The sequence below is a fragment of the Marinimicrobium sp. C2-29 genome, assembly GCF_038419845.1.
Taxonomy (GTDB): Bacteria; Pseudomonadota; Gammaproteobacteria; order Pseudomonadales; family Cellvibrionaceae; genus Marinimicrobium.
On the sequence record NZ_JBCAQT010000011.1, the window covers coordinates 50,661 to 75,936 of the forward strand.

The window sequence follows — 25,276 nt, forward strand, 5'->3', positions numbered from 1 at the left end:
ACCTGGATACACTATGTCCCAATTTGGTACCGACATCACCGCCGACGACATCGTCGAGACCCTCAGCTTCTTCGACAACTGGGAAGACCGCTACAAATACATCATCGATTTGGGCAAAGAACTCGACCCCCTCGACGACCAATACAAAACCGAAGACAACTTCGTGCGTGGCTGCCAGAGCCAGGTCTGGCTCACCCACCAGATCGACAACGGCCGCATCTACCTCCACGCCGACAGCGATGCATTCATCGTGAAAGGCCTGCTCGGCGTCGTCCTGGCCGCCTACAACGGCAAAACACCCCGGGAAATACTCGACTTTGACATCGAACAGTACTTCGAGCAGCTCAACCTGCTCAAACACCTCAGCCCCACCCGCGGCAACGGCCTCAAAGCCATGGTCGCGCGTATTCGCGACATCGCCCAGGCCGCCTGAACGGTGCGGAACTGACCGGGCGGCCCACCAGGATGTGGCCTCGCGCACAAGCGGCGCCAAATCGGGCCGGCACGGGGTGGCTTATGGCCACAACCCGCGTATAATTCCCGCAAACCTCCGCCCCGGCGGACGCCTCAATCGACGTGATTGAACCACATGGAGCACAGAATGGCTGAACAGCAGACACTTTCGATCATCAAACCCGACGCCGTACGCAAAAACCTCATCGGCGCCATCGAGAGCCGCTTTGAGCAGGCCGGCTTGAAAATCGTCGCCCTCAAAATGGTCCAACTGACCCGCGAGCAGGCCGAGGGCTTCTACGCCGAGCACAAAGAGCGGCCCTTTTTTGCGGGACTGGTCGACTTCATGACCTCCGGCCCCGTCTGCCTGCAGGTGCTGGCCGGCGAAGACGCCATCGCACTGAATCGTGAACTGCTGGGCGCCACCGACCCCAAAGAGGCGGCGCCGGGCACCATTCGCGCCGACTACGCCGAAAGCGTCGGCAGTAACGCCGCCCACGGCTCTGACTCCCCCGAGTCAGCCGCGCGCGAAATTGCCTATTTTTTTGAAACCAACGAAATTTTCGCCCGATAGAAGGGCGCACAGGGTAAACAGGTCAACATCATGACGGCTGCAACAGAATCCACATCCACGTCCGAAGCGTCGGGCGCAAGCCCCGCCAAGGTCAACCTGCTGGGCCTGCCCGAGCGCAAGCTGGTGGAATTCTTCGCCTCCCTGGGGGAGAAGAGCTTCCGCGCCAAGCAGGTGCTCAAGTGGATCCACCAGCACGGCGTCGATGACTTTGACCAGATGACCAACGTCAGCAAGGCGCTGCGGGAAAAGCTCAAGGAGCGCGCCGAGATCCGCCCGCCCCAGGTCATCGAACAGCTGGACTCCACCGACGGCACCCGCAAGTTTCTGTTCCGGGTCAGCGGTGGCAGCGTGGTGGAGACCGTCTTTATTCCCGAGGGCGAGCGGGGCACCCTGTGTGTCTCCTCCCAGGTGGGCTGCGCGCTCGATTGCAGCTTCTGCGCCACCGGCAAACAGGGCTTTGACCGGGACCTGACCGCTGCCGAGATTATCGGCCAGGTCTGGATCGCCGCCAAATCCTACAACCAGCTCAGCCCCGGCGGCCCGCGCCGGGTCACCAACGTGGTCATGATGGGCATGGGCGAGCCGCTGCTCAACTTCGACAATGTCGTCGACTCCATGAACCTGATGATGGATGACAACGCTTACGGCATATCCAAACGTCGGGTCACGCTCAGCACCTCCGGCGTGGTGCCCGCCCTGGACAAGTTGGGGCAGTACACCGACGCCTGCCTGGCGATATCGCTGCATGCCCCCAATGACGAGTTGCGTAATGAGCTGGTACCAATCAACAAAAAGTACCCCATTGCCATGTTGCTGGAGTCAGCCAAGCGCTACATCGACGGGCTGCCCGATACTCATCGGCGCATCACCATTGAGTACACCCTGATTGATCATGTCAATGATCGACCCGAGCACGCGCATCAATTGGCGGAACTGCTCAAGGATGTGCCCGTCAAAATCAACCTGATTCCGTTTAATCCGTTCAGCCTGTCCAACTACAAGCGGGTCAGCAATAACGCCATGCGTCGCTTTCAGACCATTCTGATGGAGGCGGGCTTTATCACCACGGTGCGGACCACCCGTGGTGAAGACATCGACGCGGCCTGTGGCCAGCTGGCGGGCAATGTGAATGACATGACCAAGCGCAGCCAGCGCCACCGCGAGCGCTTTGAGCAACTGCAGGCGGTCAAGTTCGTCTCGCCGCCGCAGGGCGCCGAACCGCTTTAACCAACCGATTGCGAGGGGTAACAATGATAAAGAAAAACCTGAACCCATTGGGTCCTTGGCTGCTGGCACTTAGCCTGCTGGTTACCCTGGGCGGGTGCGTTACCCGGCAGTCCGGTCCAGAGATCGACCGCGAAGCGGCGTTGAATACCTACGTCAACCTGGCGATGGCCTATATCGACAACGGCAACCGCGAATCGGCCCGCCACCACTTGCGTAAGGCATTTGAGCTGGACGAGAACTCGCCCAAAGCGCTCGGCGCGCAGGCCATGCTGTTTCAGCTGGAAGGTGAGAAAGAGCGTGCCGAGCAGAGCTTCAAGAACGCCCTGCGCCGGGACTCCGATTCCACCCAGACCCGCAACAACTACGCTGCCTTCCTCTATTCCCAGGAGCGGTATGAAGAGGCCTACGAACAGTTCAAAATCGTGAGCGAAGATGTCGATTACGACAACCGCTCCCGGGCGCTGCTCAATCTGGGGCGCTCGGCGCTGCAGTTGGGACGGGTCGATCGGGCCAAGGCCGCGTTTGAACACGCCTATACCCTGAACCGGCGGATGGCGGCGGTGCTGATTGAACTGGCGGAGATCAACTTTAACGAGCAGGAGTACGCCGAAGCCAAACGCTACCTGGACCAGTACGCCAATCTGGCCCGACACTCGGCCCGCTCGCTGCTGCTGGGCATCAAGATCGAGCGCATTTTCGATAACAAAGACAAAGAAGCCAGCTACGCGCTGGCGCTCAAAAACCGATTCCCGTACTCGGACGAGTACCTGGAATACAAACGTGAAATGAACGATTGAGGTCGGCATGACTGATGAGGAAAATCGCCCGGAAGAGAGCGAACCGGCCGCGCCGTCGGATTTCACTCCGCCGGGCGCACTGCTGAAAGCGGCGCGCGAAGAAGCCCAGCTCAAAGAAGAGGACGTCGCGCGGGAACTGCGCATGACGGTCAGCAAGGTGCGGGCACTGGAAGCCGATGATTACGCCCAGCTGCATTCCGACACCTTCGTGCGCGGTTACCTGCGCACCTACGCCAAACTGCTGAAGCTCGACGCCGACGAGGTATTGCAGGCCTACAAACAGGCCCGTCTGGCGGCGGGGCTGGAGGAAGAAGAGGAAGAAAGTCCACTGCAGATCAATGTGCCCGAGCCTTCCCGGCCACTGTGGCGCTTTGCTCTGTGGATTGTGATTCTGTTGGTGGGCCTCTGGGCGCTCTCGGTCTGGTTTCTGGGAAACCAGCCTTCTTCCACCGGTGGCGAAGCGGCCATGAACGAGCCGGTCGCCGAACTGGGTCTGGAGCAGCCGGTCGCTCCCTCGCCGGCGGACTCTGAAAGCCCGTCGGGCGAGGGCGGCCAAGTCATCGATATGGCCGCTGATCAGACTTCACTGGATGAGTCTGCGACCGGGATGGAAGAGACACCGAGTGAGTCCGAATCAGCAGACACTCCAACCGACACAGAGGCGCTCGCCTCCACCCGGGTGCAATCCGGGCAGGGCGGGCTCACCGGGCCGGAATTACTCGATCAGCTGACGCTGACCTTCGACGAAGAGTGTTGGCTGGAAGTGACCGATTCGCGCGGAGACATTCTGGCAGTTGATCTGGTGCTCGAAGGACGTACCCTGAGCTTGTCCGGAAAAGCGCCGTTTGACGTCAAAATGGGCAACGCCCGTGCCGTGAATGTCGAGCTGAACGGCGATCCCGTAGAATTTGATGTACCCCAGGGCCGTCGGACCATGACTCTGACGGTCAATTGAGCAGACAGGTTTGAATGATGCACAACGAATCACCGATTAAACGTCGCAACTCTCGCCAGATCATGGTGGGCAACGTTCCCGTGGGCGGTGGGGCCCCCATTTCGGTGCAGAGCATGACCAACACCGAAACCACCGATGTGGCCGCCACCGTCGAGCAGATTCAGCGCCTGCAGCTGGCCGGCGCCGACATCGTGCGCGTCTCCGTGCCCACCATGGAGGCGGCGGAAGCCTTTGGGGCCATCCGCAAACAGGTGAACCTGCCGCTGGTGGCCGACATCCACTTTGACTACCGCATCGCCCTGCGGGTGGCGGACCTGGGCGTGGACTGCCTGCGCATCAACCCGGGCAACATCGGCCGGGAAAAGCGCATCCGCGCGGTCGTGGACAAGGCGCGCGATCTCAACATTCCCATCCGCATTGGCGTCAACGCCGGTTCGCTGGAAAAAGACCTGCAGAAAAAATACGGCGAGCCCACCCCCGAAGCGCTGGTGGAATCCGCCATGCGCCACGTGGACATTCTCGACCAGCTGAACTTCTACGACTTCAAAGTCAGCGTCAAGGCCTCCGACGTCTTCATGGCCGTCGCCGCCTACCGCGGTCTGGCCGCGAAAATCGACCAGCCCCTGCACCTGGGCATTACCGAAGCGGGAGGGCTGCGCTCGGGCACCGTGAAATCCTCCGTCGGGCTGGGCGCGCTGCTGATGGACGGTATCGGTGATACCATCCGCATCTCCCTGGCGGCCGATCCGGTGGAAGAGATCAAAGTCGGCTGGGACCTGCTCAAGAGCCTGAAGCTGCGTAACAAAGGCGTCAACTTTATCGCCTGCCCCAGCTGCTCGCGCCAGAACTTCGACGTGATCAAAACGCTGAACGAATTGGAACAGCGGGTGGAAGACATCACCGTCCCGCTCGACGTCGCCGTCATCGGCTGCGTGGTCAATGGCCCGGGCGAAGCGAAAGAGGCCGACCTGGGTCTGGCCGGCGGCAGCCCCAACAACCTGGTCTACATCGACGGCGCGCCCAGTCAGAAAATGGGCAACGCCACCCTGGTGGACGATCTCGAGCGCCTGATCCGCGAAAAAGCCGAACAGAAAAAAGAGCGCCTGGCCAAAGAAGAGGCCAATACGATTATTCGGGCGTGATGGTTAATGGCGGATGCGCTTGACGCTTATCCGCCCTACGAAACTACGGAGCCTTGTGTAGGGCGGATAAGCGTCAAGCGCATCCGCCGAGCTAAAGCCAAATCAAACCCGAACCAAACGAAGAAAATAGAGACTTAGGATAGCCCCTTGAAAAAACTCCAAGCCATACGAGGAATGAACGACCTGCTGCCCGAGGACTCCCCCCGGTGGCAATACCTGGAAGGCACACTCAAAGCCATCCTGCAGCGCTACAGCTACCGCGAAATTCGCACCCCCGTGCTCGAATTCACCGAACTGTTCAAGCGCTCCATCGGCGAAGTCACCGACATCGTCGAAAAAGAAATGTACACCTTCGATGATCGCAACGGCGACAGCCTGACCCTGCGCCCCGAAGGCACCGCCAGCTGCGTACGCGCCTGCGAAGAAAACGGCCTGCTCTACAACCAGACCCAGCGCCTGTGGTACCTCGGCCCCATGTTCCGCCACGAGCGCCCGCAGAAAGGCCGCTACCGCCAATTCCACCAGATCGGCGTGGAAGTGTTCGGCATGACCGGCCCTGACATCGACGCCGAAGTGCTCCTGCTCAGCGCCCGGATGCTGCGCGAGCTGGGCGTGGCCGAGTACGTGACCCTGCAGCTCAACAGCCTGGGCAGCAGCGAAGCGCGCGCAGAATACAAAAAGGCACTGGTCGACTATTTGAGTCAGTACCGCGAGCAGCTCGACGAAGACAGCCAGCGGCGCCTTGAGAGCAACCCGCTGCGCATCCTCGACAGCAAAAACCCCGACACCCAGAAGCTGCTGGACGACGCCCCCCGGCTGCTCGACCATCTGGACGACGACTCGCGTCAGCACTTTGAGCAGCTGCGAAAAATACTGGACGCCAATGGGGTGGCCTACGAGGTCAACCCGCGCCTCGTACGCGGACTGGACTACTACGGCAAAACCGCCTTTGAATGGGTCACCGACCAGCTCGGCGCCCAGGGCACCGTCTGCGCCGGGGGCCGCTACGACGGGCTGGTCGAGCAATTGGGAGGAAAGCCCACCCCGGCCATCGGGTTTGGCATCGGGCTGGAGCGCTTGTTATTGTTGCTAGAGGCGACAAATAACCTGCCGGAAGGCCTGGAAAAGCAGACACAGGTCTACCTGGCGGCCATGGGTGAGGTACAATCCCACGCTCTGGTGCTGGCCGAACAGCTGCGCGATGCGCTACCGGAGCTGCAGCTGTTGAGCCACTGTGGTGGCGGCAGCTTCAAAAGCCAGATGAAAAAAGCGGACAAGAGCCAGGCCGAGCTCGCCCTGATACTGGGCGAAGACGAGGCCGAGGCGGGCAAAGTGGCCCTCAAGTACCTGCGCGAAGAGCGCCCCCAGGAGACCCTGGCGGTAGCAGACGTGATCGAGCGTCTGCGGGCACACTTTGCCAACGGGAAAGCTTGATTACACCCCGAAGACACACTTTCAATCCATTGACCGAATGACAGACTGACAATAACAGGAGAGCACCGTGAGTGAAGAAATGACCGAAGAAGAACAACTGGAAGCCATGAAACGCTGGTGGAAGGAAAACGGCAAATGGGTTGTGGCCACGGTGGTCATTGCCGTGGGTGGCTATTTCGGCTGGGGTGCCTATCAGGACCAACAGCAGGCCAAAGCGGCGGCCGGTTCTGCCCTGTATACGGAACTGTTGGATACTCTGGGAGTCCAGGAGGGCGAGTCGCTGGCCGATGAAAACCGCTCCGAAGCCCGTGAGCTGGTCGAGCAACTCAAAAATGAACACGCCGGTACCGGCTACGGAGTCAATGCCGCGCTGATTCGCGCCCGTTGGGCGGTTTCCGAAAGCGACCTGGATACCGCCGAAAGCGAATTGCGCTGGGTGCTGGAGCAGGAGCCGGGTAGCGCTGTGGAGCAGGTGGCGACCCTGCGTCTGGCACGAGTTCTGAGCGCCGCCGGTAACAGCGGCGAAGCGCTGACGCTTCTGAACGGGGCGAATCCGGGTGAGAGCATGGCGTCCGAGTACGCCGAAGTGCGCGGTGATATCCTGCTCAAACAGGGCGATGCCGACGCCGCGCGCAGCGCCTATCAGTCCGCGATGGATGGACTGGGCAGCCAGCAGCAGAACCGCCAGATGCTGCTGCAAATGAAACTTGACGACATACAACAGGCCGGCACGGGCAATACCACCGGCTCCGAGGAGAATGCTTCATGAGGTTATGCGCATTAGCGCTGTGTGCTTTTCTGTTTTCCGGGTGTGCACTGTTCTCCAGTGACGACGGGACCGAACCGATGGAACTGGTTGAGTTTGAACCCGGTGCCGAAGTGGAGATTCTCTGGCGCACCGGTGTTGGCAGTGGTCGCGATGGCGGTGTCGTCAAGCTGATACCCGCACTCGATGAGGAGCGGGTCTACGCCGCCGACGCCAAAGGGCTGGTGATGGCGGTATCCCGCGAATCGGGCGAGCGCCAGTGGCGACGCAAAACCGATGATCAGATTACCGGTGGTGTGAGCGTCAATGCGGGCCTACTCCTGTATGGCACCGGCAACGGTGAAGTGGTGGCGCTGTCCAGCGACACGGGTGAAGAGCGCTGGCGCACCACCCTGAGTGGCGAAGTGATTTCCGTTCCCCAGACTGACGGTGACGTGGTGGCGGCCCAGACCATGGATGGCAAGCTGCACGCGCTCAGCGCCGAGAGCGGCGAGAGCCAGTGGAACTATGAAAGTCCGCCCCCGGTGTTGACGCTGCGCGGAACCGCCTCGCCCGTAATCGATGGCTCTTCGATCATTGCCGGCTTTGCGTCGGGCAAGGTCATGCAGTTCAACAAGAGCAATGGTCTGGTGGAGTGGGAACACCGGGTAGCGCTGCCTGAGGGGCGTTCGGAGATCGAACGCATGGTTGATGTGGATGCATCGCCCGTGGTGCAGGGTGGCAATGTGTATGCCGCCACCTTTCAGGGGAAGGTCGCCGCTCTGAGCGCCACCAACGGCCGGCCCCGCTGGGAGCAGAGCGCCTCCACCCATCAGGACCTGGCGATTGTCGATCGGTCACTGTACCTGTCCGAAGCGGATGGCCGGGTCAGAGCCTTTTCCAGCGCCACCGGCAGCCCCCGCTGGCAGAACGAGCAGATGCTGCGTCGCGACCTGAGTGGCCCTCAGGCGCTGGGTGACTACGTTGTGGTCGGTGATTTCGACGGCTATCTGCACGTACTGAACCGCGAAGATGGCGAGTTTGTGGCGCGCGATCGTCTGGATCGCAAGGGGCTCAGCAATACCATGATCACCGATGGCGAAGTGCTCTATGTGCTGGGCAACTCCGGTCGTCTGATCGCCCTTGAGGTGGTTTCCGAAGACTGATCGATAGAAGTCGGCCCCGACAGCGCCGCCCTCCGGCCCCCATAAGCGGGCTGGGAGGCGGCGCTGTCGTTTTCGCTGTATAAAAAGCCGCCGATCCGCTATCCTGTGCCCCCTCGAACGCGCTTTTCGTTTGCCTGTTTATGTTTTGGTCTGTGATGCCACCGTTATGATTCCAGTTATTGCCCTTGTCGGCCGCCCCAATGTGGGCAAATCCACCCTGTTCAATCGCCTGACTCGCAGTCGGGACGCCCTGGTGGCGAACTATGCGGGCCTGACCCGGGATCGCAAGTACGGCGAGGGGCAGGTCGATGGCAAGCGCTTCATGGTGATTGATACCGGCGGTATCAGCGGCGAGGAAGAGGGCATCGACAGCCTCATGGCCGGCCAGTCGCTCCAGGCAATTCAGGAAGCGGACATCGTGCTGTTCATTCTCGATGCGCGCGAGGGCCTGACCGCCGCCGATGCCATGATTGCCCGCCACCTGCGCGTGCAGAACAAAAAAACCTATCTGGTCGCCAACAAAATCGACGGTGTCGACCCGGATCTGGCTCTCGCGCCGTTTTACGAGTTGGGGCTGGGCGAGATTTTTGCCACCACGGCCACTCATGGGCGCGGCGTGGCCTCCATGATGGCGGACGTGATCGAAGCGTTGCCGCCGGCGGACGATGTCCCCGAGCCCACCTCCACCGGCATCAAGATAGCGGTGGTGGGGCGCCCTAACGTAGGCAAATCCACGCTGGTCAATCGCATGCTGGGCGAAGACCGGGTGGTGGTCTATGACCAGCCCGGCACTACGCGTGACAGTGTCTATATCCACTACGAACGCTTCGACAAGCAGTACACCCTGATTGATACCGCCGGTGTGCGCCGGCGCAAGAACGTCCACGAAACCGTGGAGAAGTTTTCCATTGTCAAAACCCTGCACGCCATCGACGATGCCCATGTGGTGATCCTGGTGATGGACGCCAGTGAAGGCGTGGTGGACCAGGATCTGCACCTGATGGGCAACGTGCTCGACGCCGGTCGGGGCCTGGTGATCGCGCTCAACAAGTGGGATGGCCTGGAAGATGGTCACAAGCAGTATGTGCGCAAGGAGCTGGAGCGGCGTTTGCGCTTTGTGGATTTTGCCAATATTCACTTCATTTCGGCGCTTCACGGCACCGGTGTGGGGCACTTGTACGAATCCGTGGAAGGGGCCTACCAGTCCGCCACGGATAAGTTCTCCACCAACTTCCTCACCCGGGTACTGCAGGATGCGGTGCGCGAGCATCAGCCTCCGATGATCAATGGGCGGCGCATCAAACTGCGCTATGCCCACCCCGGTGGCCACAATCCGCCCATCGTGGTGATTCACGGCAATCAGACCGGCTCCCTGCCCAACCACTATGTGCGCTATCTGGAAAAAACCTTCCGGGAGGTATTGAAGCTCGAAGGCACGCCGGTGCGCATTGAGCTAAAGTCCAATGAGAACCCCTTTGCCGGGCGCAAGCCCAAGCCCGGGTTGAAGCAGGGTGGGCGTGGTAAGAAACCCAATCGTGGGCTTCGACGCGATGGCACCAAGGCGCCCTCCAAGGCGGCCGGCAAAGCCCCCTCAAAAGATCGCCCGACCAAACGGCGCCCCTGATAACCCCCTGGTAACGTGAGATAAGCGGCTGGCCTGATGAGCAACTTAGCCCTGATTCTGGTTTGTCTCGGTATCGGCCTGCTGCTGCAGCATGTCCGGCGCCTGCCCGAACAGGCGGCCTCGACGCTCAATCTGTACGTCATCTACGTGGCTCTGCCAGCCATGATCCTGACCGAGATCCCCAAGCTGACCCTGGATCAGAAGGCGCTGCTGCCGGTGATCAGCACCTGGCTGGTCATGAGCTTTACCGTGGCGCTGATCTGGTTTACCGCCCGTGCGCTTCAGTGGTCCCGCTCGGTCACTGGTGCCATGATGCTGATCATTCCGCTGGGCAATACCTCCTTTGTGGGTGTGCCCCTGATCCAGGCGCTGCTGCCTCCTGAGGCGATGCCCTACGCGCTGCTTTATGACCAGACCGGTACCGTGATTGCACTCAATACCTACGCGGTCATCATCGCGGCCTGGTACAGCGGCCAGCAGACCTCCTGGTCGAAGGTGGGTACCACCATCGCCACCTTTCCGCCCTTTATTGCCCTGTTGTTGGCGTTCGCCACCCTCAGTTGGACCTATCCGGACTGGATCCGCCACACAACCAGTCGCATTGGCGAGAGCCTGGTGCCGGTGGTGATGGTGGCGGTGGGGCTTCAGTGGCGACTGCGACTGGATCAGGAGCATCTCTCGCCGCTGCTGGTGGGGCTGGGCTACAAGCTGGTGCTGATTCCGGGCGTGGTGTTTGCGCTGTTTGCACTGCTGGATCTCAATTCCATCGCGGCCCAGGCGGTCGCCCTGCAGACCGCCATGCCCGCCATGATCTCGGCGGGTGTGGTGGCCATGACCCACGGCCTGGCGCCCCGGCTGGTGTCGTCGGTGGTGGGTTATGGCCTGCTGCTGTCTCTGCTGACGGTGCCGCTCTGGAGTCAGTTGCTCTGATGCCAGAACGGCTGGCCGATCGTGGGCGTACTGGGGCTCGCGGTCTGCCGCTCCTGCATCAGCCCGGCGCGGTAGGCCTTGCGCCCGGCCGTCAGGGCATCGGCAAACGCCTCGGCCATCAGTGGTGGGTTCTGCGCCTTGGCCACCGCGGTGTTCAATAGTATTCCATCAAACCCCATTTCCATGGCTTCCGCGGCCTGAGAGGGCGCGCCCAGACCGGCGTCGATGATCATCGGTACGTCTTTGATCCGCTCGCGCAGGGTTTTCAGGTTGTACCGGTTCAGCAGTCCCTTGCCTGTGCCGATGGGGGAACCCCAGGGCATCAATACCTCACAGCCCACATCCAGTAGCTTCTGGCAGACAATCAGATCGTCGGTGCAATAGGGCAGTACTTTGAAACCCTCCTTGAGCAGAATCTCCGACGCTTCCACCAGGCCGAAGGGATCGGGCTGCAGATTGTAATCATCGCCCACCACTTCCAGTTTGATCCAGGGCGTGTCGAACATCTCCCGCGACATCCGGGCGAGCGTGACCGCCTCTTTGACGGATTTGCAGCCCGCTGTATTGGGCAGCAATTTGCAGCCGCTGTCCTCAATGTATTGCCAGAAAATATCGCCATCCCGGTTGCCCGGATTCTGTCGGCGCAGACCCAGCGTCACGATATTACAGCGGGACGCCTTGATGGCATCACGCATGATGGTGGGCGATTGATACAGGGCGGTGCCCAACAAAAAGCGGCTGTCAAAATGCTCACCATAGAGCGTGAGTTGATCGGGTGTTGCCTCGGCCATATCAGCCACCTCCCACGGGTTTGACGATGTCCAGTTGGTCGCGCTCTTTCAGGCGGGTCTCCCGGTAACGGGAGCGGGGCACAAACTCCCCATTGATGGCCACGGCAATTTTCTGCTCGCCGTAGTGCCACTGTTCGAGGGCGTCGCTCAATAACGTGTCCGGCTCCAGGGTGAACGGCTCATTGTTCAGACTGACGGAAATCACTGTGGACATACGGCCTCCGTCTCTTCTTCCGGGATGCTCCGGTTCAAAAATTCACTGAATGGTGGTTCGCTTGCGCCCTCAAGTCGGGCCAGTACATGCTCGACCACGGCGGGGGCCAGGAGGTAGCCGTGGCGAAAAAGACCGTTGGCGCTGATCATTCCCTCTGTCTGCACGACGTGCGGGTTGTTGTCCATGAACGCGGGGCGCAGATTCACGTCCTGCTCCAGAATGCGCGCTTCGGCGAAGGCCGGCGACAGGGTATAGAGGGCGCTGCCCAGCTCGAGCGAAGATTGCAGGGACATGGGCGAGCGATCCTCGCTCTCGATCTGTGTGGCGCCAATCACAAAGTGGTGTTCCGGCTTGGGCACGATGTACAGTTGATAGCGCGGATGCATCAGTCGCACCGGGCGTGAGAGTTTCACCTCGTCGGTCTGTACATGGAGCACTTCGCCGCGCACGCCGCGCAGACTAGCATGCCCGGGTTTGGCGCCCAGCCCCCGGCAGTCGATCACCCAGTCGAAGGTCTCTTTCCCCTCCTCGGTGGTGATTTTTCCGGGTGCGAGCTCCACCGCGCCGTGTGAGTGGCAGTGGCCGCCGAGGCGGCGGATTTCACCGAGCAGAGTGGGCAGTAGCCGCCGGTTGTCCAGGTGGCCTTCCTGCGCCATGACCAGCCCCTGCTGAAAAGCGGTGTTCAGGTCCGGTTCCAGTTGCTGGATGCCGCGCTGATCCAGCCATTGATAGTCGGCCTCGTTGCCCACAACGTGTTGCAGTTCCTGCTCAAATTGCCGCAGCTCGGTCTGATCCTGCGGGTGCGCCACCACCAGACTGCCTTTTTGCTGCCAGAGTGTTTCCCGGGTGGCGGTGTCGGGCAGCTGCTTTATCCAGGCGGGCCATTGCGACAACGCAAAAAGCCCCATGTCGTAAACGGGGCGCTCGGAGACGACGGCTTCGCTCAGGGGTGAAACCATGCCGGCGGCGGTCCAGGCGGCCGAGCGGGGCCGGTCCAGATCGCCCGCCTCAAACAGACTGACCCGGTGACCGCGCCGCAACAGTTGCCAGGCGAGCAGTCGCCCCAGCAGGCCGGCGCCGGCAATACCAATGTGATTGTGAATATTGTGAGTGGAGCCCATATGACCTCATGCATCCGCAGGCATCTACTGACGACATCGACGGCCGAGTAGTGCGATGGTGAGATCAGGACAGCGAGCAGGGAAGGGGCCGGGTGTGGCCGGGTGACCTTGTTTCCTCCGCAGGCATCAACCTGATCAGGTTCAACGGGTTCGGCCGTACCGATCTCAGCCTCCGAACAGAGCATTCACTCCGCCAAGGCACCCCGACAAGAAGCCCGTAATATAACAACGCCCATGCAAAATGTCACCTGTCAGGAGCATGGGCGTAGGGCACGATAAGCGACAGCGCATCTGCCGCAACACAACGCGATGTAGAGCCCAATGTATTAACATGCCAACCCACTATGATTTACGCTAACCCCAATCCTTCAACTCAATTTGCAAAAAACCGGGAGCCCAACAATGCCCACCCCGAGAATCGAAATCGAATACTGCACCCAATGCCGCTGGCTGTTGCGTGCCGCCTGGCTGGCGCAGGAGCTGTTGACCACGTTTGACGGTGAGCTGGGCGAGGTGGCCCTGGTGCCGGGCACGGGCGGGATATTCGAGATCCGGTGCGACGGGGAATTATTGTATTCACGCAAAGAGGAGGGCCGGTTTCCCGAAGCCAAGGAAGTGAAACAGTTGGTGCGGGATCGGGTGTCGCCGGATAGGGATCTTGGGCATAGTGATCGGTAGGGTGGAGATGGCGGATGCGCTTACAGCTTATCCGCCCTACGGATAGCACGGAGGCTGCGTAGGGCGGATAAGCGTCAAGCGCATCCGCCACAACCCAACCCAATGCCACCTCAAGGCTTCACCTTCTCCACCCGACTCACAACCTCCCCCTTTGCCAACCGGGTGGTCATGCTGTCCCCCGGCTGCAACTGCTCCGCGGTGCGCACCACCTGGCCCGACTCGTCGCTCACAATCGCGTAACCGCGCTCCAGGGTGCTGAGCGGGCTGACGCTGTGGAGCATCCGCCCGGCCTCGCTCAGGCGCTGGCGTTTGGTTTTCAGCTGCTGTTGCATCTGCCGGTCGAGCCGGGTGCGCAACTGGTCAATGCGCTGGCGCCACTGGCGCACCAGGGGGGCGGGGTTGTGAGCTCGGTGACGCAGGGTCAGGTTCTGGAGCCGGTGCTGTTGACGGGTCAATTGCTGTTGAATGGCCCGCCCGAGACGCAGCTCCAGGCCGTCCAGGCGCTGGCTCTGTTGTTGCAGACGCTCCCCGGGGTGGCGCAGACGCTTGCTCAGATGCTGCAGGTGGTGTTTTTCGGCCAGCAGGCGCCGGCTCATGGTATGGCTCAGGCGCTGGGCGTAGGCGCGGAACTGCTGTTGCCATTCGCTGGCGTCGGGTACCACCAGTTCGGCGGCGGCCGAGGGGGTGGGCGCGCGCAGATCGGCCACGAAGTCGCTGATGGTGACATCCACCTCGTGCCCCACCGCACTCACCACCGGTAGCTCGCTGGCGAAAATCGCCCGGGCCACGGCCTCCTCGTTGAAGGGCCAGAGGTCCTCCAGCGAGCCCCCTCCGCGCCCGAGAATCAGTACGTCGAACAGTCCGGCCCGGTTGGCCAGCGCCAGCGCTCGCACAATGGCGGGTGCCGCCTCCTTGCCCTGGACCGGCACCGGGATGACGGTGACCGGGATACTCGGAAAGCGGCGCTTGAGCACGGTGAGAATATCCCGCACGGCGGCACCGGTCGGGGAGGTGATCACGCCGATATGGCGGGGCAGCGAGGGAAGGGCGCGCTTGTGCGCCGGGTCAAACAGGCCCTCACGCGAGAGCTTGAGCTTGAGCTCGTCGAAGGCGCGCTGCAGCGCCCCGTGGCCGGCCTCCTCCATATGTTCGGCAATCAGCTGGTACTCGCCCCGGTTCTCGTACAGGCTCACACGGGCGCGGATCAGCACCTGCTGGCCCTGCTGGGGCGCAAAATTCACCCGCTGGTTCCGGCCCTTGAACATGGCGCAGCGCACCTGGGCACGGTCGTCCTTCAGGGTGAAATACCAGTGGCCAGAGGAGGGGCGGGCGATATTGGAAATCTCCCCCTCCACCCAGATCAGGGGCAGGTGGGTTTCCAGCAGCTGTTTGGCCCGGCGGTTCAGCTGGCTGACGGAGAAAACCTCGCGCTCGGAGGTCGTGTGGGGCGCTTCAAAATCAAACATGGCGGCATTATATAACAAAGGGCCCGCCGAATAATCGTCTGATCATGACCTGGTGGTGACTTTATAGCGTCATTGAACTTCGAGACACTGGCAAACGTACCTATGGCGTGAGCGCGCAAGGTTTCTGGTTTACCCAAAAGCCAATGAACGTTATAATTGATGGTTTATCTGATCAAGGTTGGATGTATGCTGCGAATTGCCGAAGATGCCCTGACGTTTGACGACGTTTTACTCCTGCCGGGCTACTCTGACGTCACTCCCAAAGACGTTTCCCTCAAGACCCGGTTGACGCGCGGTATTCAACTGAATATCCCGCTGATCTCTGCTGCCATGGACACCGTGACCGAAGCCCGCCTGGCCATTGCCATGGCGCAGGACGGTGGCATCGGGATCATCCACAAGAGTATGAGCATCGAGCAGCAGGCGCAACAGGTGCGCATGGTGAAAAAATACGAAGCCGGTGTGGTCAAAGACCCCATCACCATCGATGCCAATGCCACCATCAGCGACCTGCTGGCCCTGACCCGCCAGAACAACTTCTCCGGGCTGCCGGTGCTGGAAAACGGCGACCTGGTGGGCATTGTCACCGGCCGCGACGTGCGCTTCGAGACCAACTACGACGCCAAAGTCTCCAGCATCATGACCCCGAAAGACAAGCTGGTGACCGTCAAAGAAGGCGCCGACAACGATGAAGTGCGTCAGCTGCTGCACAAGCACCGCATTGAGAAGGTGCTCGTGGTCAACGACAACTTCGAGCTGCGCGGCCTGATCACCGTAAAAGACATCAATAAAGCCGAAAAATACCCCAACGCCTGCAAAGACCCGGAAGGCCGTTTGCGCGTGGGCGCCAGCGTGGGCACCAGCCCCGACACCGACGACCGCGTTGCGGCGCTGGTGGAAGCGGGCGTGGACGTGCTCGTGGTCGATACCGCCCACGGTCACTCCAGAAACGTGCTCGAGCGTGTCCAGAGCATCAAAAACCGCTACCCGGAAGTGCAGGTGGTTGGTGGTAACATCGCCAGCGCCGAAGCCGCCCTGGCCCTGGTCGAATACGGCGCCGATGCGGTGAAAGTCGGCATCGGCCCCGGCTCCATCTGCACCACCCGCATTGTCAGCGGCGTGGGCGTCCCCCAGATCTCCGCCATCGCCAACGTGGTCGCCGCGCTGAAAGACACCGACGTACCGGTCATCGCCGACGGCGGCGTGCGCTTCTCGGGCGACCTGGCCAAAGCCATCGCCGCTGGCGCCGACACCGTCATGATGGGCTCCATGTTTGCCGGCACCGAAGAGGCACCGGGCGAAGTCGAACTCTTCCAGGGCCGCACCTACAAGGCCTACCGCGGCATGGGTTCATTGGGCGCCATGTCCCAGACCCAGGGCTCCAGCGACCGCTACTTCCAGGACGCCAGCCAGGGCGCGGAAAAACTCGTCCCCGAAGGCATCGAAGGCCGCGTCCCCTACAAGGGCCCGCTGCACGTCATCGTCCACCAGATGATGGGTGGCCTGCGCGCCTCCATGGGCTACACTGGCTGCAACACCATCACGGAAATGCGCACCAAGCCGCAATTTGTCCGTGTAACCTCAGCCGGCATGGGCGAAAGCCACGTCCACGATGTGCAGATCACCAAAGAAGCGCCCAACTACCCGGTAGGACGTTAAACACAATGAGATAACGGCGGGTCCAACCGGTACTATTGGTGGTACCCGCTCCGAACCAAGGTCCGCTGCGGGGTAACCCCATTGAAGACTGTCGAAGGCATGGATGCCGCCGACAAGCCCCCAGGGACGGGTTCACGGCGTGTCTTCAATGGGGTTACCCCGTAGGGGACCGGCTACAAAGCACCAAAGCTGAAGACTAAACGACAACCCTGTACCCCCGACTGATCACGTAAGCCCAAACACCAGAGCCCCCATGACCCAACAAAACATTCACGCCCAACGCATCCTGATCTTAGACTTCGGTTCCCAATACACCCAGCTCATCGCCCGACGCGTGCGCGAAATCGGCGTCTTCTCCGAAATCCGCGCCTTCGACATGACCGACGACGAAATCCGGGACTACAACCCCAGCGGCATCATCCTCGCCGGTGGCCCCGAATCCGTCCCCAACGAAGGCTCCCCGCGCGCCCCACAGGCCGTCTTCGACCAGGGCGTCCCCGTACTCGGCATCTGCTACGGCATGCAGACCATGGCCGAGCAGCTGGGCGGTACCGTGCAAGGCTCCAAAGTCCAGGAATTCGGCTACGCCCAGGTGCGCGTTCAGGGCGAAAGCTCCCTGCTGCACGACATCAAAGACCACCTGGACAACAACGGCGAACCGCTGCTGGACGTCTGGATGAGCCACGGCGACAAAGTCATCAAACTGCCGCCCAACTTCGAAATCATGGCCTCCACTCCGTCCTGCCCCATCGCCGGCATGTACTGGGAAGAGAAAAAATTCTACGGTCTGCAATTCCACCCGGAAGTCACCCACACCCTCCAGGGCAAGCGCATCTTCGAACACTTCATCTTCGAGCTGTGCGGCTGTGACGTCCTCTGGACCCCGGCCAACATCGTCGACGATGCCATCGAGAAAGTGCGCGAACAGGTCGGCAAGGAAAAAGTGCTGCTGGGTCTGTCCGGCGGCGTCGACTCCTCCGTCGTGGCCGCACTGCTGCACAAAGCCATCGGTGACCAGCTGACCTGTGTGTTTGTCGACAACGGCCTGCTGCGCAAGCACGAAGGCGACCAGGTCATGGACATGTTTGCCCGCAACATGGGCGTCAAGGTCATTCGCGTGGACGCGGAAGACCTGTTCCTGGGCAAGCTCGAAGGCGAGGCCGACCCGGAAGCCAAGCGCAAAATCATCGGCAACACCTTCATCGACGTGTTCGATGATGAAGCCACCAAACTGCAGGACGTCAACTGGCTGGCCCAGGGCACCATCTATCCGGACGTGATCGAGTCCGCCGCTGCCAAGACCGGCAAGGCCCATGTGATCAAATCCCACCACAACGTGGGCGGCCTGCCCGAAACCATGAAAATGAAACTGGTGGAGCCGCTGCGCGAACTGTTCAAGGACGAAGTGCGTAAAATCGGACTGGAACTGGGTCTGCCCTACGACATGGTCTACCGCCACCCCTTCCCGGGGCCGGGCCTGGGCGTGCGCATCCTGGGCGAAGTCAAAAAAGACTACGCCGATATCCTGCGCGAAGCCGACGCCATTTTTATTGAAGAGCTGCACAACGCCGACTGGTACCACAAAACCAGCCAGGCCTTCGCGGTCTTCCTGCCGGTCAAATCGGTCGGTGTTGTCGGCGATGGCCGTCGCTACGAGTGGGTCATTGCGCTGCGCGCGGTGGAAACCATCGACTTCATGACGGCCCGTTGGGCGCATCTGCCCTACGAGCTGCTGGAGAAAGTCTCCAACCGCATCATCAATGAAATTTCCGGCGTCTCCCGGGTAACGTACGACGTGTCGAGCAAGCCGCCCGCCACGATTGAGTGGGAATAGGCTGTCCATTGACAGCCGTTTATTGATCAACCAACCCGGAATTCACCCATGGGCAGAGCCTACCAGAACCGCAAAGAATCCATGTCCAAGACCTCGGACATGAAAGCGAAGATTTACAGTCGTTACAGCCGTGAAATCTATATGAGTGCCAAATCCGGCGGCACTGAGCCGGCCGGTAACCTGGCATTGGCGTCCCTGCTGGAGCGGGCAAAGAAAGAGCAGGTGCCCGGTCATGTGATTGACAAGGCGATCGCCAAGGCGGCCGGTGGCGGTGGAGAAGACTTTGCGGTGGCGCGTTACGAGGGCTTTGGGCCGGGCAATACCATGATCATTGTCGACTGCCTGACCGACAACCCGAACCGGACCTTCGGTGATGTCCGCACCTGTTTTAACAAGGTAAAAGCCAAGTTGGGTGCTTCGGGCGCGGTCACTCACCTGTTCGATCACAACGCGATTTTCAGCTTTTCCGGGTCGGATGAGGATGCTGTGCTGGAAGCTCTGGCTGAAGCGGATGTCGATGTCACCGATATTGAGGCTGAAGACGGTGTGATCACCGTGTTTGCTCCGCATACCGAATACGCCAAGACGCGCAACGCGCTCAAAGATGCCTTCGAAGGGATTGAGTTTGAAATCGAGGACATTCAGTTTGTACCCCAGATGACCACGGCGATTGATGGCGAGGATGTCGAACAGTTCGAGAAGATGCTCGAACTGCTGAACTTTCTGGACGACGTCCAGCAGGTTTACCACAACGCCGAATACTGACCGTACCCGCAAGAACAGTGAGCTCGTGACTCTGAGATGAGTGCGCATACCGTTTAGGGAGATGGACTTTGTTTAAAACGAAAATCAACCCGCTCTGGATAGCGGCCGGCCTGGTCGTTTTGTTGATTCTCTGGCTGGCGTCAGGCGATGTGCTGCAGGCGCCGGACGAAGCACCCGAAGCGACCGAGCCGACGGCAACGACGCCTGACCGGGTTCAGGTGCGTGAATTTCAGGCGCAGACGCATCAGGCCCGGTTACCGGTGCAGGGACAGATTGAGGCCTGGCAAGAGGTCGAGATACTCGCCCGGGTGGGCGGTGAAGTCCTGGCGCTGCCGGTGGAGCAGGGCACGCTGGTCGAGAAGGGCCGTGTCCTGGTGCGGCTCGATGCCGAGGACCGCCGCGCCCGGGTGAAGCAACTGGAAGCGGACCTCGCGCTGGTGGACGCCGAGGTCGAGGCCTCAGAGAAGCTTCGGGCCCGGGACCTCAACTCGCAGATCGAGCAGCTCAGCGCCGTTGCCGAACAGGCCCGGGTACGGGCCGAGCTGGAAGCGGCACAACTGGCGTTGCGCTACACCGAGCCCCAAGCGCCCTTTGACGGTATCTTTGATCGGCGCTTTGTCGATGAGGGAGACTATGCCCAGCCGGGCCAGACGCTGCTTCGCCTTGTTGATATTTCCCGGCTGCGGGTCAGCGCCCAGGTTTCCCAGCAGGACGTTCATAAGCTTGAGGCCGGCTACCCCGCCACCGTCACGTTACTTGATAACAGCCAACTCCAGGGCGAGTTGACCTACATTGCCGCCGTGGCGGACCCTGAAACCCGCAGTTACTACGTCGAGATCCAGGTCGATAATCCCGATCGGCGCCGTATCGCCGGCGGCAGTGCCAGCATCCAGATACAGCTCGCCGATGCGCAGGCGCATCATATTCCCCTCTCTCTGCTCTCGCTCGATGGTGACGGCCGGATGGTCGTCCGTTACGTGGATGACGAGCAACGGGTGCGCGAGCAGCCGGTTCAACTGCTGAGCGCCAATCGCGAGGGTGCCTGGGTAACCGGGCTGCCCGAGCGGATCGACCTGATCACCCAGGGCGCCGGCTTTGTCGAGCCGGGACAGGAAGTGGAAGTGGTCCGGGCCGGGGGCGAGTGATGGAGAGCCTCATCCGTGCCGCACAGGAGCGCAGCCGGGCGACACTGCTGCTCTTTCTGATTCTGCTCATCGGCGGGCTCAGCGCTTACCTTGCCATTCCCAAAGAAGCCAATCCCGACGTTCCCATCCCCATTATCTATGTCTCGATGATGTACGAGGGGGTGAGCCCGGAGGACGGTGAGCGTTTGATGGTCCGTCCAATGGAGCAGGAGCTGCGGGCGCTGGAGGGATTGCGGGAAATGACCTCCTCGGCCAGCGAAGGCCACGCCTCGGTCATGCTGGAGTTCGATGCCGGTTTTGATGCGGACTCCGCGCTCCAGGATGTGCGTGAACGTGTGGACCGGGCCCGCGCCTACATTCCCCAGGAGGCGGAAGAGCCGACGGTGCACGAAGTGAATGTCGGGCTCTTCCCGGTGCTGTCCGTTGGCCTCTCGGGCCCGCTGTCGGAAGCGGAGTTGATCCGGATAGCGCGGCGGCTCAAAGAGGAGATTGAAGGCATTACCGAAGTGCTGGAAGTGGAAATCGGTGGTGACCGGGAGGATCTGCTGGAAATCCTGGTGGAGCCTCAGGTCCTGGCCAGCTACGGCATAGACTACGCCGAGCTCTTCAACCTGGTCTCGCGCAACAACCAGCTGGTGCCCGCCGGCAGTCTCGATCTTGGCACGGGCCGCTTTTCCATGAAAGTGCCCAGCGTGATCGAAAACCTGGAAGATGTGATGTCGTTGCCGGTCAAGGTTGATGGCGACACCGTGGTGACCTTTGAGGATGTGGCCACCCTGCGCCGTACCTTTTTCGACCCCGAAGGCTTTGCCCGCATCAACGATCAGCCCGCCGTGGTACTGGAAATCTCCAAACGCACCGGTGCCAACATCATCGATACCGTCGGCCAGGTGCGCCACATCATGGAGCAGGCCCAGTCCCGCATGCCCGAAGATATCCGGGTGGATTATATTCTGGATGAATCCACCGAAGTCAGAACCATGCTCTCGGAGTTGCTGAACAACGTCACCACCGCCGTGGTGCTGGTGTTGATCGTCATTGTCGCCACCATGGGCATACGCTCCGCGTTGATGGTGGGCATCACCATCCCCGGTGCCTTTTTGACCGGCATTCTGGTCATCTGGGCCATCGGCTACACCATGAACATCATCGTGCTGTTTGCCCTGATTCTGGTGGCCGGCATGCTGGTGGATGGAGCCGTGGTGGTGAGTGAGCTGGCGGACCGCAACCGGCGTCACGGCGACGCCCCACCCGACGCCTGGGCCAGGGCGGCCAGCCGTATGTCCTGGCCCATTATCGCCTCAACAGCGACCACGCTGGCGGTGTTTTTTCCGCTGTTGTTCTGGCCCGGTGTGGTCGGTGAATTCATGAAGTACCTGCCGGCCACGGTCATCATCTGCCTGCTGGCCTCGCTGGCCATGGCGTTGATCTTTTTGCCCACACTGGGTGCTGTGAGCGGCACCACCCAGGGGCCCACTCAGGATGAGCCCACGCGCTTCGGCCGTTGGTACCGCTCCTCGTTGAGCTTTTCGCTCCAGCGTCCCTGGTGGACTCTGCTGGTGGTCATGCTGGCGATTGTTGTCATCTACGTGATTTACGGGCGCTTCAATCACGGGGTGGAGTTCTTCCCCGATGTCGAACCCAAGTCGGCTCAGGTGACCGTGCGCGCCCGGGGCGACCTGTCGGTCTATGAAATTGACGACAGAGTCCGGCAAGTGGAAAGCCGCCTGCGCAACATGTCCGAGGTGAAGGCGCTCTACGCCCGCTCCATCGCTGACCCTGACTGGAATACCGGAGCGGATACCATCGGTACGCTCCAGTTTCAGTTTATCGATTGGGAAGATCGACGGCCGGCGAGTGAGATCCTGGCGGAGATGCGCGCCCGAACGGATGACATTCCGGGGTTGGTTCTGGAGTTTCGGGAGCAGGAGCAGGGCCCGGGTGGGGGCAAACCCTTCCAGTTGACGGTCAGTTCGTCGGACCCGACGATTCTCGATGAGAATGTTGAAAAGATCCGTCAGACCATGGACGAGATCGGTGGCTTTACCGACGTCAGCGATGACCGGGCTCTGCCGGGCATCGAGTGGCGAGTGCAGGTCGACCGTGAAGCGGCCGCGCGCATGGGGACCGATGTCGCCACTGTCGGTAATGCCGTCCAACTGGTGACCAACGGTATCCTGCTTGCCCGGTACCGGCCCGAGGATGCGCTGGATGAAGTGGATATTCGCCTGCGCTTTCCGGAAAGCTGGCGCCACATCAATCAATTGCGACAGATCGCGGTGGAAACGCCCCGGGGGCAGATTCCCGTGTCCCAGATCGCCGAATTTCAGCCTTCGCCTCAGGTGGGCACCTTGCGACGGGTTGACGGTGAACGCGCCATCACCATTGAAGCGGATATCGAAGAAGGCTACCAGCTGGACGAGCGCCTACAGACGATGCGGGACCGGGCCCTGAACGACCTGCCCGATAACCTTCAGGTCAGCGTCGGCGGGGAAGGGGAGGACCAACAGGAAGCGGCGGAATTCCTGATGCTCGCTTTTTTCCTGGCTGTCTTCCTGATGACGCTCATTCTGGTGGTGCAGTTCAACAGCCTCTACCAGACCGCCCTGGTGTTGTCGGCAATTGTCCTCTCTACGGCGGGCATCCTGTTGGGACTGCTGATCAACGCCCAACCCTTTGGCATCGTCATGGTCGGGATGGGCGTGATTGCGCTGGCTGGTATTGTGGTGAACAACAACATCGTTCTGATCGACACCTACAATGAACACCGGGACAAAGGGCTGGAAGCGTTACCCGCCGCTCTGGAAACCGGGTGCCTGCGTTTACGCCCCGTGTTGTTGACGGCCGGCACGACCATTCTGGGTCTGCTGCCCATGGTGCTCGGCATCAACGTCAATCTCCTGAAGCCCAGTCTGGGCATCAACGCCCCCTCCACCCAGTGGTGGACACAGCTTTCCAGTGCCATTGCCGGTGGTCTGGCCTTTGCGACCGTGTTGACGCTACTGTTGACTCCCGCACTCCTTGTGCTGGGGGACCGGGTTCATAGCGCCTGGAGACGGCGGGGGAAATCCTGACAGACAAAGCCCCTCTGCCATGAGGGGCCTGTCTGGCCGGTGTTCATTCCCTGAACTTCGTTGTGGTTTATTTTTTTGTCTGCTTGGCCTCGCCATTCATATCGCCCACCTTGGCTCCGTCCCGGTCGACTTTGTCGCTTTTGCTTTTCGGTTGCGTGCTGCTGTCGTCTGCTTTTCCCTTCGTATCGGCCGAATAACGTTTAAACGGTTTGTTGCTCATGAGTGTATCTCCAGGTAGTGATAATTGTCAGTTGTTGCCTCTGACCGAAAGGCCGCCGGTCTTCGCGTCCCGTTTCTATCGATTCGCAAAGACCAGACACCCTTATTACCGGCCTTGGGGCCGGTAGTTCATCAGTGCTTCGCGACGCGCCGGAAGAGGGTCAGAAGTGCGAGTAAGATGATCGCGCCGATCAGTGACACCACGAAGCTCATGACACTGATACCTTCGTTGATGGAGCCCGCGCCCAGTAGTGGCCCAATCAGCCATCCACCGACCAGTGCACCAACAATACCCACAACGATGTTGAGAACAATGCCCTGCTGGGCGTCGGTGCCCATGATCATGCTGGCGATCCAGCCGACCAGGCCACCCATAACGAGCCATACAATGATACTGACTATGCTCATGGTTCTTGCCTCCATTTGATTCGACGCGCCTGGCGCCAGTCATTGAATTATAGGATCGTCTTACGTCCGTCTCAGTTCGGTAGCGCACCCTGAGTCACACAATGCCAAGGTCTGTTGGAGTCAATCCCCTGTGCTGAACGCCGGCGCAGATTCCAGCTCATCAAGAGAGACATCGATTCGAAGTTTCATTTCTTCAGAGGTTATCGACCGCTTTACATCCTGCCAATTGACGGCAACGTTCTTCTGGCTCAGGCCCAGTAAACCATCGACGCCGACGATAACCGCCACGATCTGTCCCTCCTCGCCAATGATCAGGTCGTTCACTGAGCCTACATCCTCATCGCCCGTGGTCCTGACTTCCGCGCCAATCAGGTTGTTCGCCTGCATTCCTCTGTTGGGAGTCGACTGTAAATAGCCACTTCGTCGGGTTTCAGCCTGGGTGAGCTGGGCACTCGGTCGCTCGCGCTCGACCTCCTGTTGAGTTGATTTCTGCGCCGGAACACACCCGGAGCCCAACGTCAGAAGTGGAGTGATCAGTGCGGCTACCGCACAAGTCTGTGTTTTTTTCATGGGGTTCTCCTTAGGCTGAACTGACAAAATGCCTGTCTACCCGTGCCTGCGCTAACGACAAGCTTACCTATTCCTAAAAGTGCTAACTGGTTCTCGCCTTTATAATTGACTTCCACTTTGGTTGCCGGTAACGTCCTGTTGACTCTCGGGCGGTTCGCGATAAACGCAATTGCCCATAATCATTCTGAGCATAAACGAGTTGCTTGTCGGTGCGTTGTCGCACCGAGACGGTGTTCGTTCGCCTGTGAAGGAGTCCCACACGCCTTCGGGCGCGCATGCAAGGTC

General features: G+C 60.6%; 24 protein-coding genes and 1 riboswitch. Of the genes, 17 read left to right on the forward strand and 7 right to left on the reverse strand.

Annotated features, from left to right (window positions below):
• Positions 1 to 13 precede the first annotated feature (13 nt).
• The 11 genes from AAE484_RS11820 to AAE484_RS11870 all read left to right on the forward strand — a co-directional run bounded on the left by AAE484_RS11820 (position 14) and on the right by AAE484_RS11870 (position 11,047).
• On the forward strand, positions 14 to 433 hold the full coding sequence (locus AAE484_RS11820) for a SufE family protein (protein WP_341938603.1): 420 nt from the start codon (positions 14 to 16) through the stop codon (positions 431 to 433).
• A 168-nt stretch (positions 434 to 601) separates the two neighbouring features.
• Complete coding sequence (gene ndk, locus AAE484_RS11825) at positions 602 to 1,027, forward strand: nucleoside-diphosphate kinase (protein ID WP_341938604.1); 426 nt, start codon at positions 602 to 604, stop codon at positions 1,025 to 1,027.
• A 30-nt stretch (positions 1,028 to 1,057) separates the two neighbouring features.
• Positions 1,058 to 2,254 carry a 23S rRNA (adenine(2503)-C(2))-methyltransferase RlmN gene (gene rlmN, locus AAE484_RS11830; RefSeq protein WP_341938605.1) on the forward strand — a complete coding sequence of 399 codons (1,197 nt, stop codon included), beginning with the start codon at positions 1,058 to 1,060 and terminating at the stop codon, positions 2,252 to 2,254.
• A gap of 23 nt (positions 2,255 to 2,277) precedes the next feature.
• Positions 2,278 to 3,051 (forward strand): type IV pilus biogenesis/stability protein PilW, encoded by a 774-nt coding sequence (pilW, locus tag AAE484_RS11835; protein ID WP_341938606.1) that lies wholly within the window; start codon positions 2,278 to 2,280, stop codon positions 3,049 to 3,051.
• Between the two features lie 7 nt (positions 3,052 to 3,058).
• A complete protein-coding gene (locus AAE484_RS11840) occupies positions 3,059 to 4,006 on the forward strand; it encodes a RodZ domain-containing protein (protein ID WP_341938607.1) in 948 nt (315 codons plus the stop codon).
• Positions 4,007 to 4,023: 17 nt separating this feature from the next.
• Positions 4,024 to 5,148, forward strand: a complete 1,125-nt coding sequence (ispG, locus tag AAE484_RS11845) for a flavodoxin-dependent (E)-4-hydroxy-3-methylbut-2-enyl-diphosphate synthase (protein ID WP_341938722.1) — start codon at positions 4,024 to 4,026, stop codon at positions 5,146 to 5,148.
• 147 nt (positions 5,149 to 5,295) lie between these two features.
• Positions 5,296 to 6,582: a histidine--tRNA ligase gene (gene hisS / locus AAE484_RS11850; protein ID WP_341938608.1), complete on the forward strand. Its 1,287-nt coding sequence runs from the start codon at positions 5,296 to 5,298 to the stop codon at positions 6,580 to 6,582.
• 67 nt (positions 6,583 to 6,649) lie between these two features.
• The gene (locus tag AAE484_RS11855) at positions 6,650 to 7,351 is read left to right on the forward strand and encodes a YfgM family protein (protein ID WP_341938609.1); all 702 of its coding nucleotides are present in this window, start codon (positions 6,650 to 6,652) and stop codon (positions 7,349 to 7,351) included.
• On the forward strand, positions 7,348 to 8,493 hold the full coding sequence (gene bamB, locus AAE484_RS11860; protein ID WP_341938610.1) for an outer membrane protein assembly factor BamB: 1,146 nt from the start codon (positions 7,348 to 7,350) through the stop codon (positions 8,491 to 8,493). Before AAE484_RS11855 ends, bamB begins: the two co-directional genes overlap by 4 nt.
• 166 nt (positions 8,494 to 8,659) lie before the next feature.
• Positions 8,660 to 10,117: a ribosome biogenesis GTPase Der gene (gene der / locus AAE484_RS11865; RefSeq protein ID WP_341938611.1), complete on the forward strand. Its 1,458-nt coding sequence runs from the start codon at positions 8,660 to 8,662 to the stop codon at positions 10,115 to 10,117.
• A 36-nt stretch (positions 10,118 to 10,153) separates the two neighbouring features.
• The gene (locus tag AAE484_RS11870) at positions 10,154 to 11,047 is read left to right on the forward strand and encodes an AEC family transporter (RefSeq protein WP_341938612.1); all 894 of its coding nucleotides are present in this window, start codon (positions 10,154 to 10,156) and stop codon (positions 11,045 to 11,047) included.
• Here the strand turns inward: AAE484_RS11870 and AAE484_RS11875 are convergent.
• Genes AAE484_RS11875 through thiO form a run of 3 tightly spaced genes read right to left on the reverse strand, consistent with a single transcriptional unit; the run spans position 11,035 to position 13,173 of the window.
• Entirely contained in the window at positions 11,035 to 11,838 is an 804-nt protein-coding gene (locus AAE484_RS11875; protein ID WP_341938613.1) for a thiazole synthase, read from the reverse strand. The two genes, AAE484_RS11870 and AAE484_RS11875, sit on opposite strands and share 13 nt — an antisense overlap.
• Position 11,839: 1 nt before the next feature.
• Positions 11,840 to 12,052 carry a sulfur carrier protein ThiS gene (thiS, locus tag AAE484_RS11880; protein ID WP_341938614.1) on the reverse strand — a complete coding sequence of 71 codons (213 nt, stop codon included), beginning with the start codon at positions 12,050 to 12,052 and terminating at the stop codon, positions 11,840 to 11,842.
• On the reverse strand, positions 12,040 to 13,173 hold the full coding sequence (gene thiO / locus AAE484_RS11885; protein WP_341938615.1) for a glycine oxidase ThiO: 1,134 nt from the start codon (positions 13,171 to 13,173) through the stop codon (positions 12,040 to 12,042). The genes thiS and thiO overlap by 13 nt, the downstream gene beginning before the upstream one ends.
• Before the next feature lie 95 nt (positions 13,174 to 13,268).
• A riboswitch (TPP riboswitch) is annotated at positions 13,269 to 13,389 on the reverse strand.
• Positions 13,390 to 13,575: 186 nt separating this feature from the next.
• Here thiO and AAE484_RS11890 point away from each other — a divergent pair.
• Positions 13,576 to 13,851, forward strand: a complete 276-nt coding sequence (locus AAE484_RS11890; RefSeq protein WP_341938616.1) for a SelT/SelW/SelH family protein — start codon at positions 13,576 to 13,578, stop codon at positions 13,849 to 13,851.
• Between the two features lie 110 nt (positions 13,852 to 13,961).
• Here AAE484_RS11890 and xseA read toward each other — a convergent pair whose 3' ends face one another.
• A complete protein-coding gene (xseA, locus tag AAE484_RS11895; RefSeq protein WP_341938723.1) occupies positions 13,962 to 15,317 on the reverse strand; it encodes an exodeoxyribonuclease VII large subunit in 1,356 nt (451 codons plus the stop codon).
• A 186-nt stretch (positions 15,318 to 15,503) separates the two neighbouring features.
• Here xseA and guaB point away from each other — a divergent pair, with 186 nt between their 5' ends.
• The 5 genes from guaB to AAE484_RS11920 all read left to right on the forward strand — a co-directional run bounded on the left by guaB (position 15,504) and on the right by AAE484_RS11920 (position 23,794).
• Complete coding sequence (guaB, locus tag AAE484_RS11900; RefSeq protein ID WP_341938617.1) at positions 15,504 to 16,976, forward strand: IMP dehydrogenase; 1,473 nt, start codon at positions 15,504 to 15,506, stop codon at positions 16,974 to 16,976.
• A 253-nt stretch (positions 16,977 to 17,229) separates the two neighbouring features.
• Positions 17,230 to 18,810: a glutamine-hydrolyzing GMP synthase gene (gene guaA / locus AAE484_RS11905; protein WP_341938618.1), complete on the forward strand. Its 1,581-nt coding sequence runs from the start codon at positions 17,230 to 17,232 to the stop codon at positions 18,808 to 18,810.
• A gap of 48 nt (positions 18,811 to 18,858) precedes the next feature.
• Positions 18,859 to 19,575, forward strand: coding sequence for a YebC/PmpR family DNA-binding transcriptional regulator (locus AAE484_RS11910; RefSeq protein ID WP_341938619.1), 717 nt, complete (start codon positions 18,859 to 18,861; stop codon positions 19,573 to 19,575).
• Between the two features lie 68 nt (positions 19,576 to 19,643).
• Entirely contained in the window at positions 19,644 to 20,720 is a 1,077-nt protein-coding gene (locus tag AAE484_RS11915; RefSeq protein ID WP_341938620.1) for an efflux RND transporter periplasmic adaptor subunit, read from the forward strand.
• Entirely contained in the window at positions 20,720 to 23,794 is a 3,075-nt protein-coding gene (locus tag AAE484_RS11920) for an efflux RND transporter permease subunit (protein ID WP_341938621.1), read from the forward strand. The genes AAE484_RS11915 and AAE484_RS11920 overlap by 1 nt, the downstream gene beginning before the upstream one ends.
• Positions 23,795 to 23,861: 67 nt before the next feature.
• Here AAE484_RS11920 and AAE484_RS11925 read toward each other — a convergent pair whose 3' ends face one another.
• The 3 genes from AAE484_RS11925 to AAE484_RS11935 form a co-directional block, all read right to left on the reverse strand.
• A complete protein-coding gene (locus AAE484_RS11925; RefSeq protein WP_341938622.1) occupies positions 23,862 to 24,014 on the reverse strand; it encodes a hypothetical protein in 153 nt (50 codons plus the stop codon).
• A 131-nt stretch (positions 24,015 to 24,145) separates the two neighbouring features.
• Positions 24,146 to 24,421 carry a GlsB/YeaQ/YmgE family stress response membrane protein gene (locus AAE484_RS11930; RefSeq protein ID WP_341938623.1) on the reverse strand — a complete coding sequence of 92 codons (276 nt, stop codon included), beginning with the start codon at positions 24,419 to 24,421 and terminating at the stop codon, positions 24,146 to 24,148.
• Positions 24,422 to 24,541: 120 nt separating this feature from the next.
• The gene (locus AAE484_RS11935) at positions 24,542 to 24,991 is read right to left on the reverse strand and encodes a PRC-barrel domain-containing protein (RefSeq protein WP_341938624.1); all 450 of its coding nucleotides are present in this window, start codon (positions 24,989 to 24,991) and stop codon (positions 24,542 to 24,544) included.
• Positions 24,992 to 25,276 lie beyond the last annotated feature (285 nt).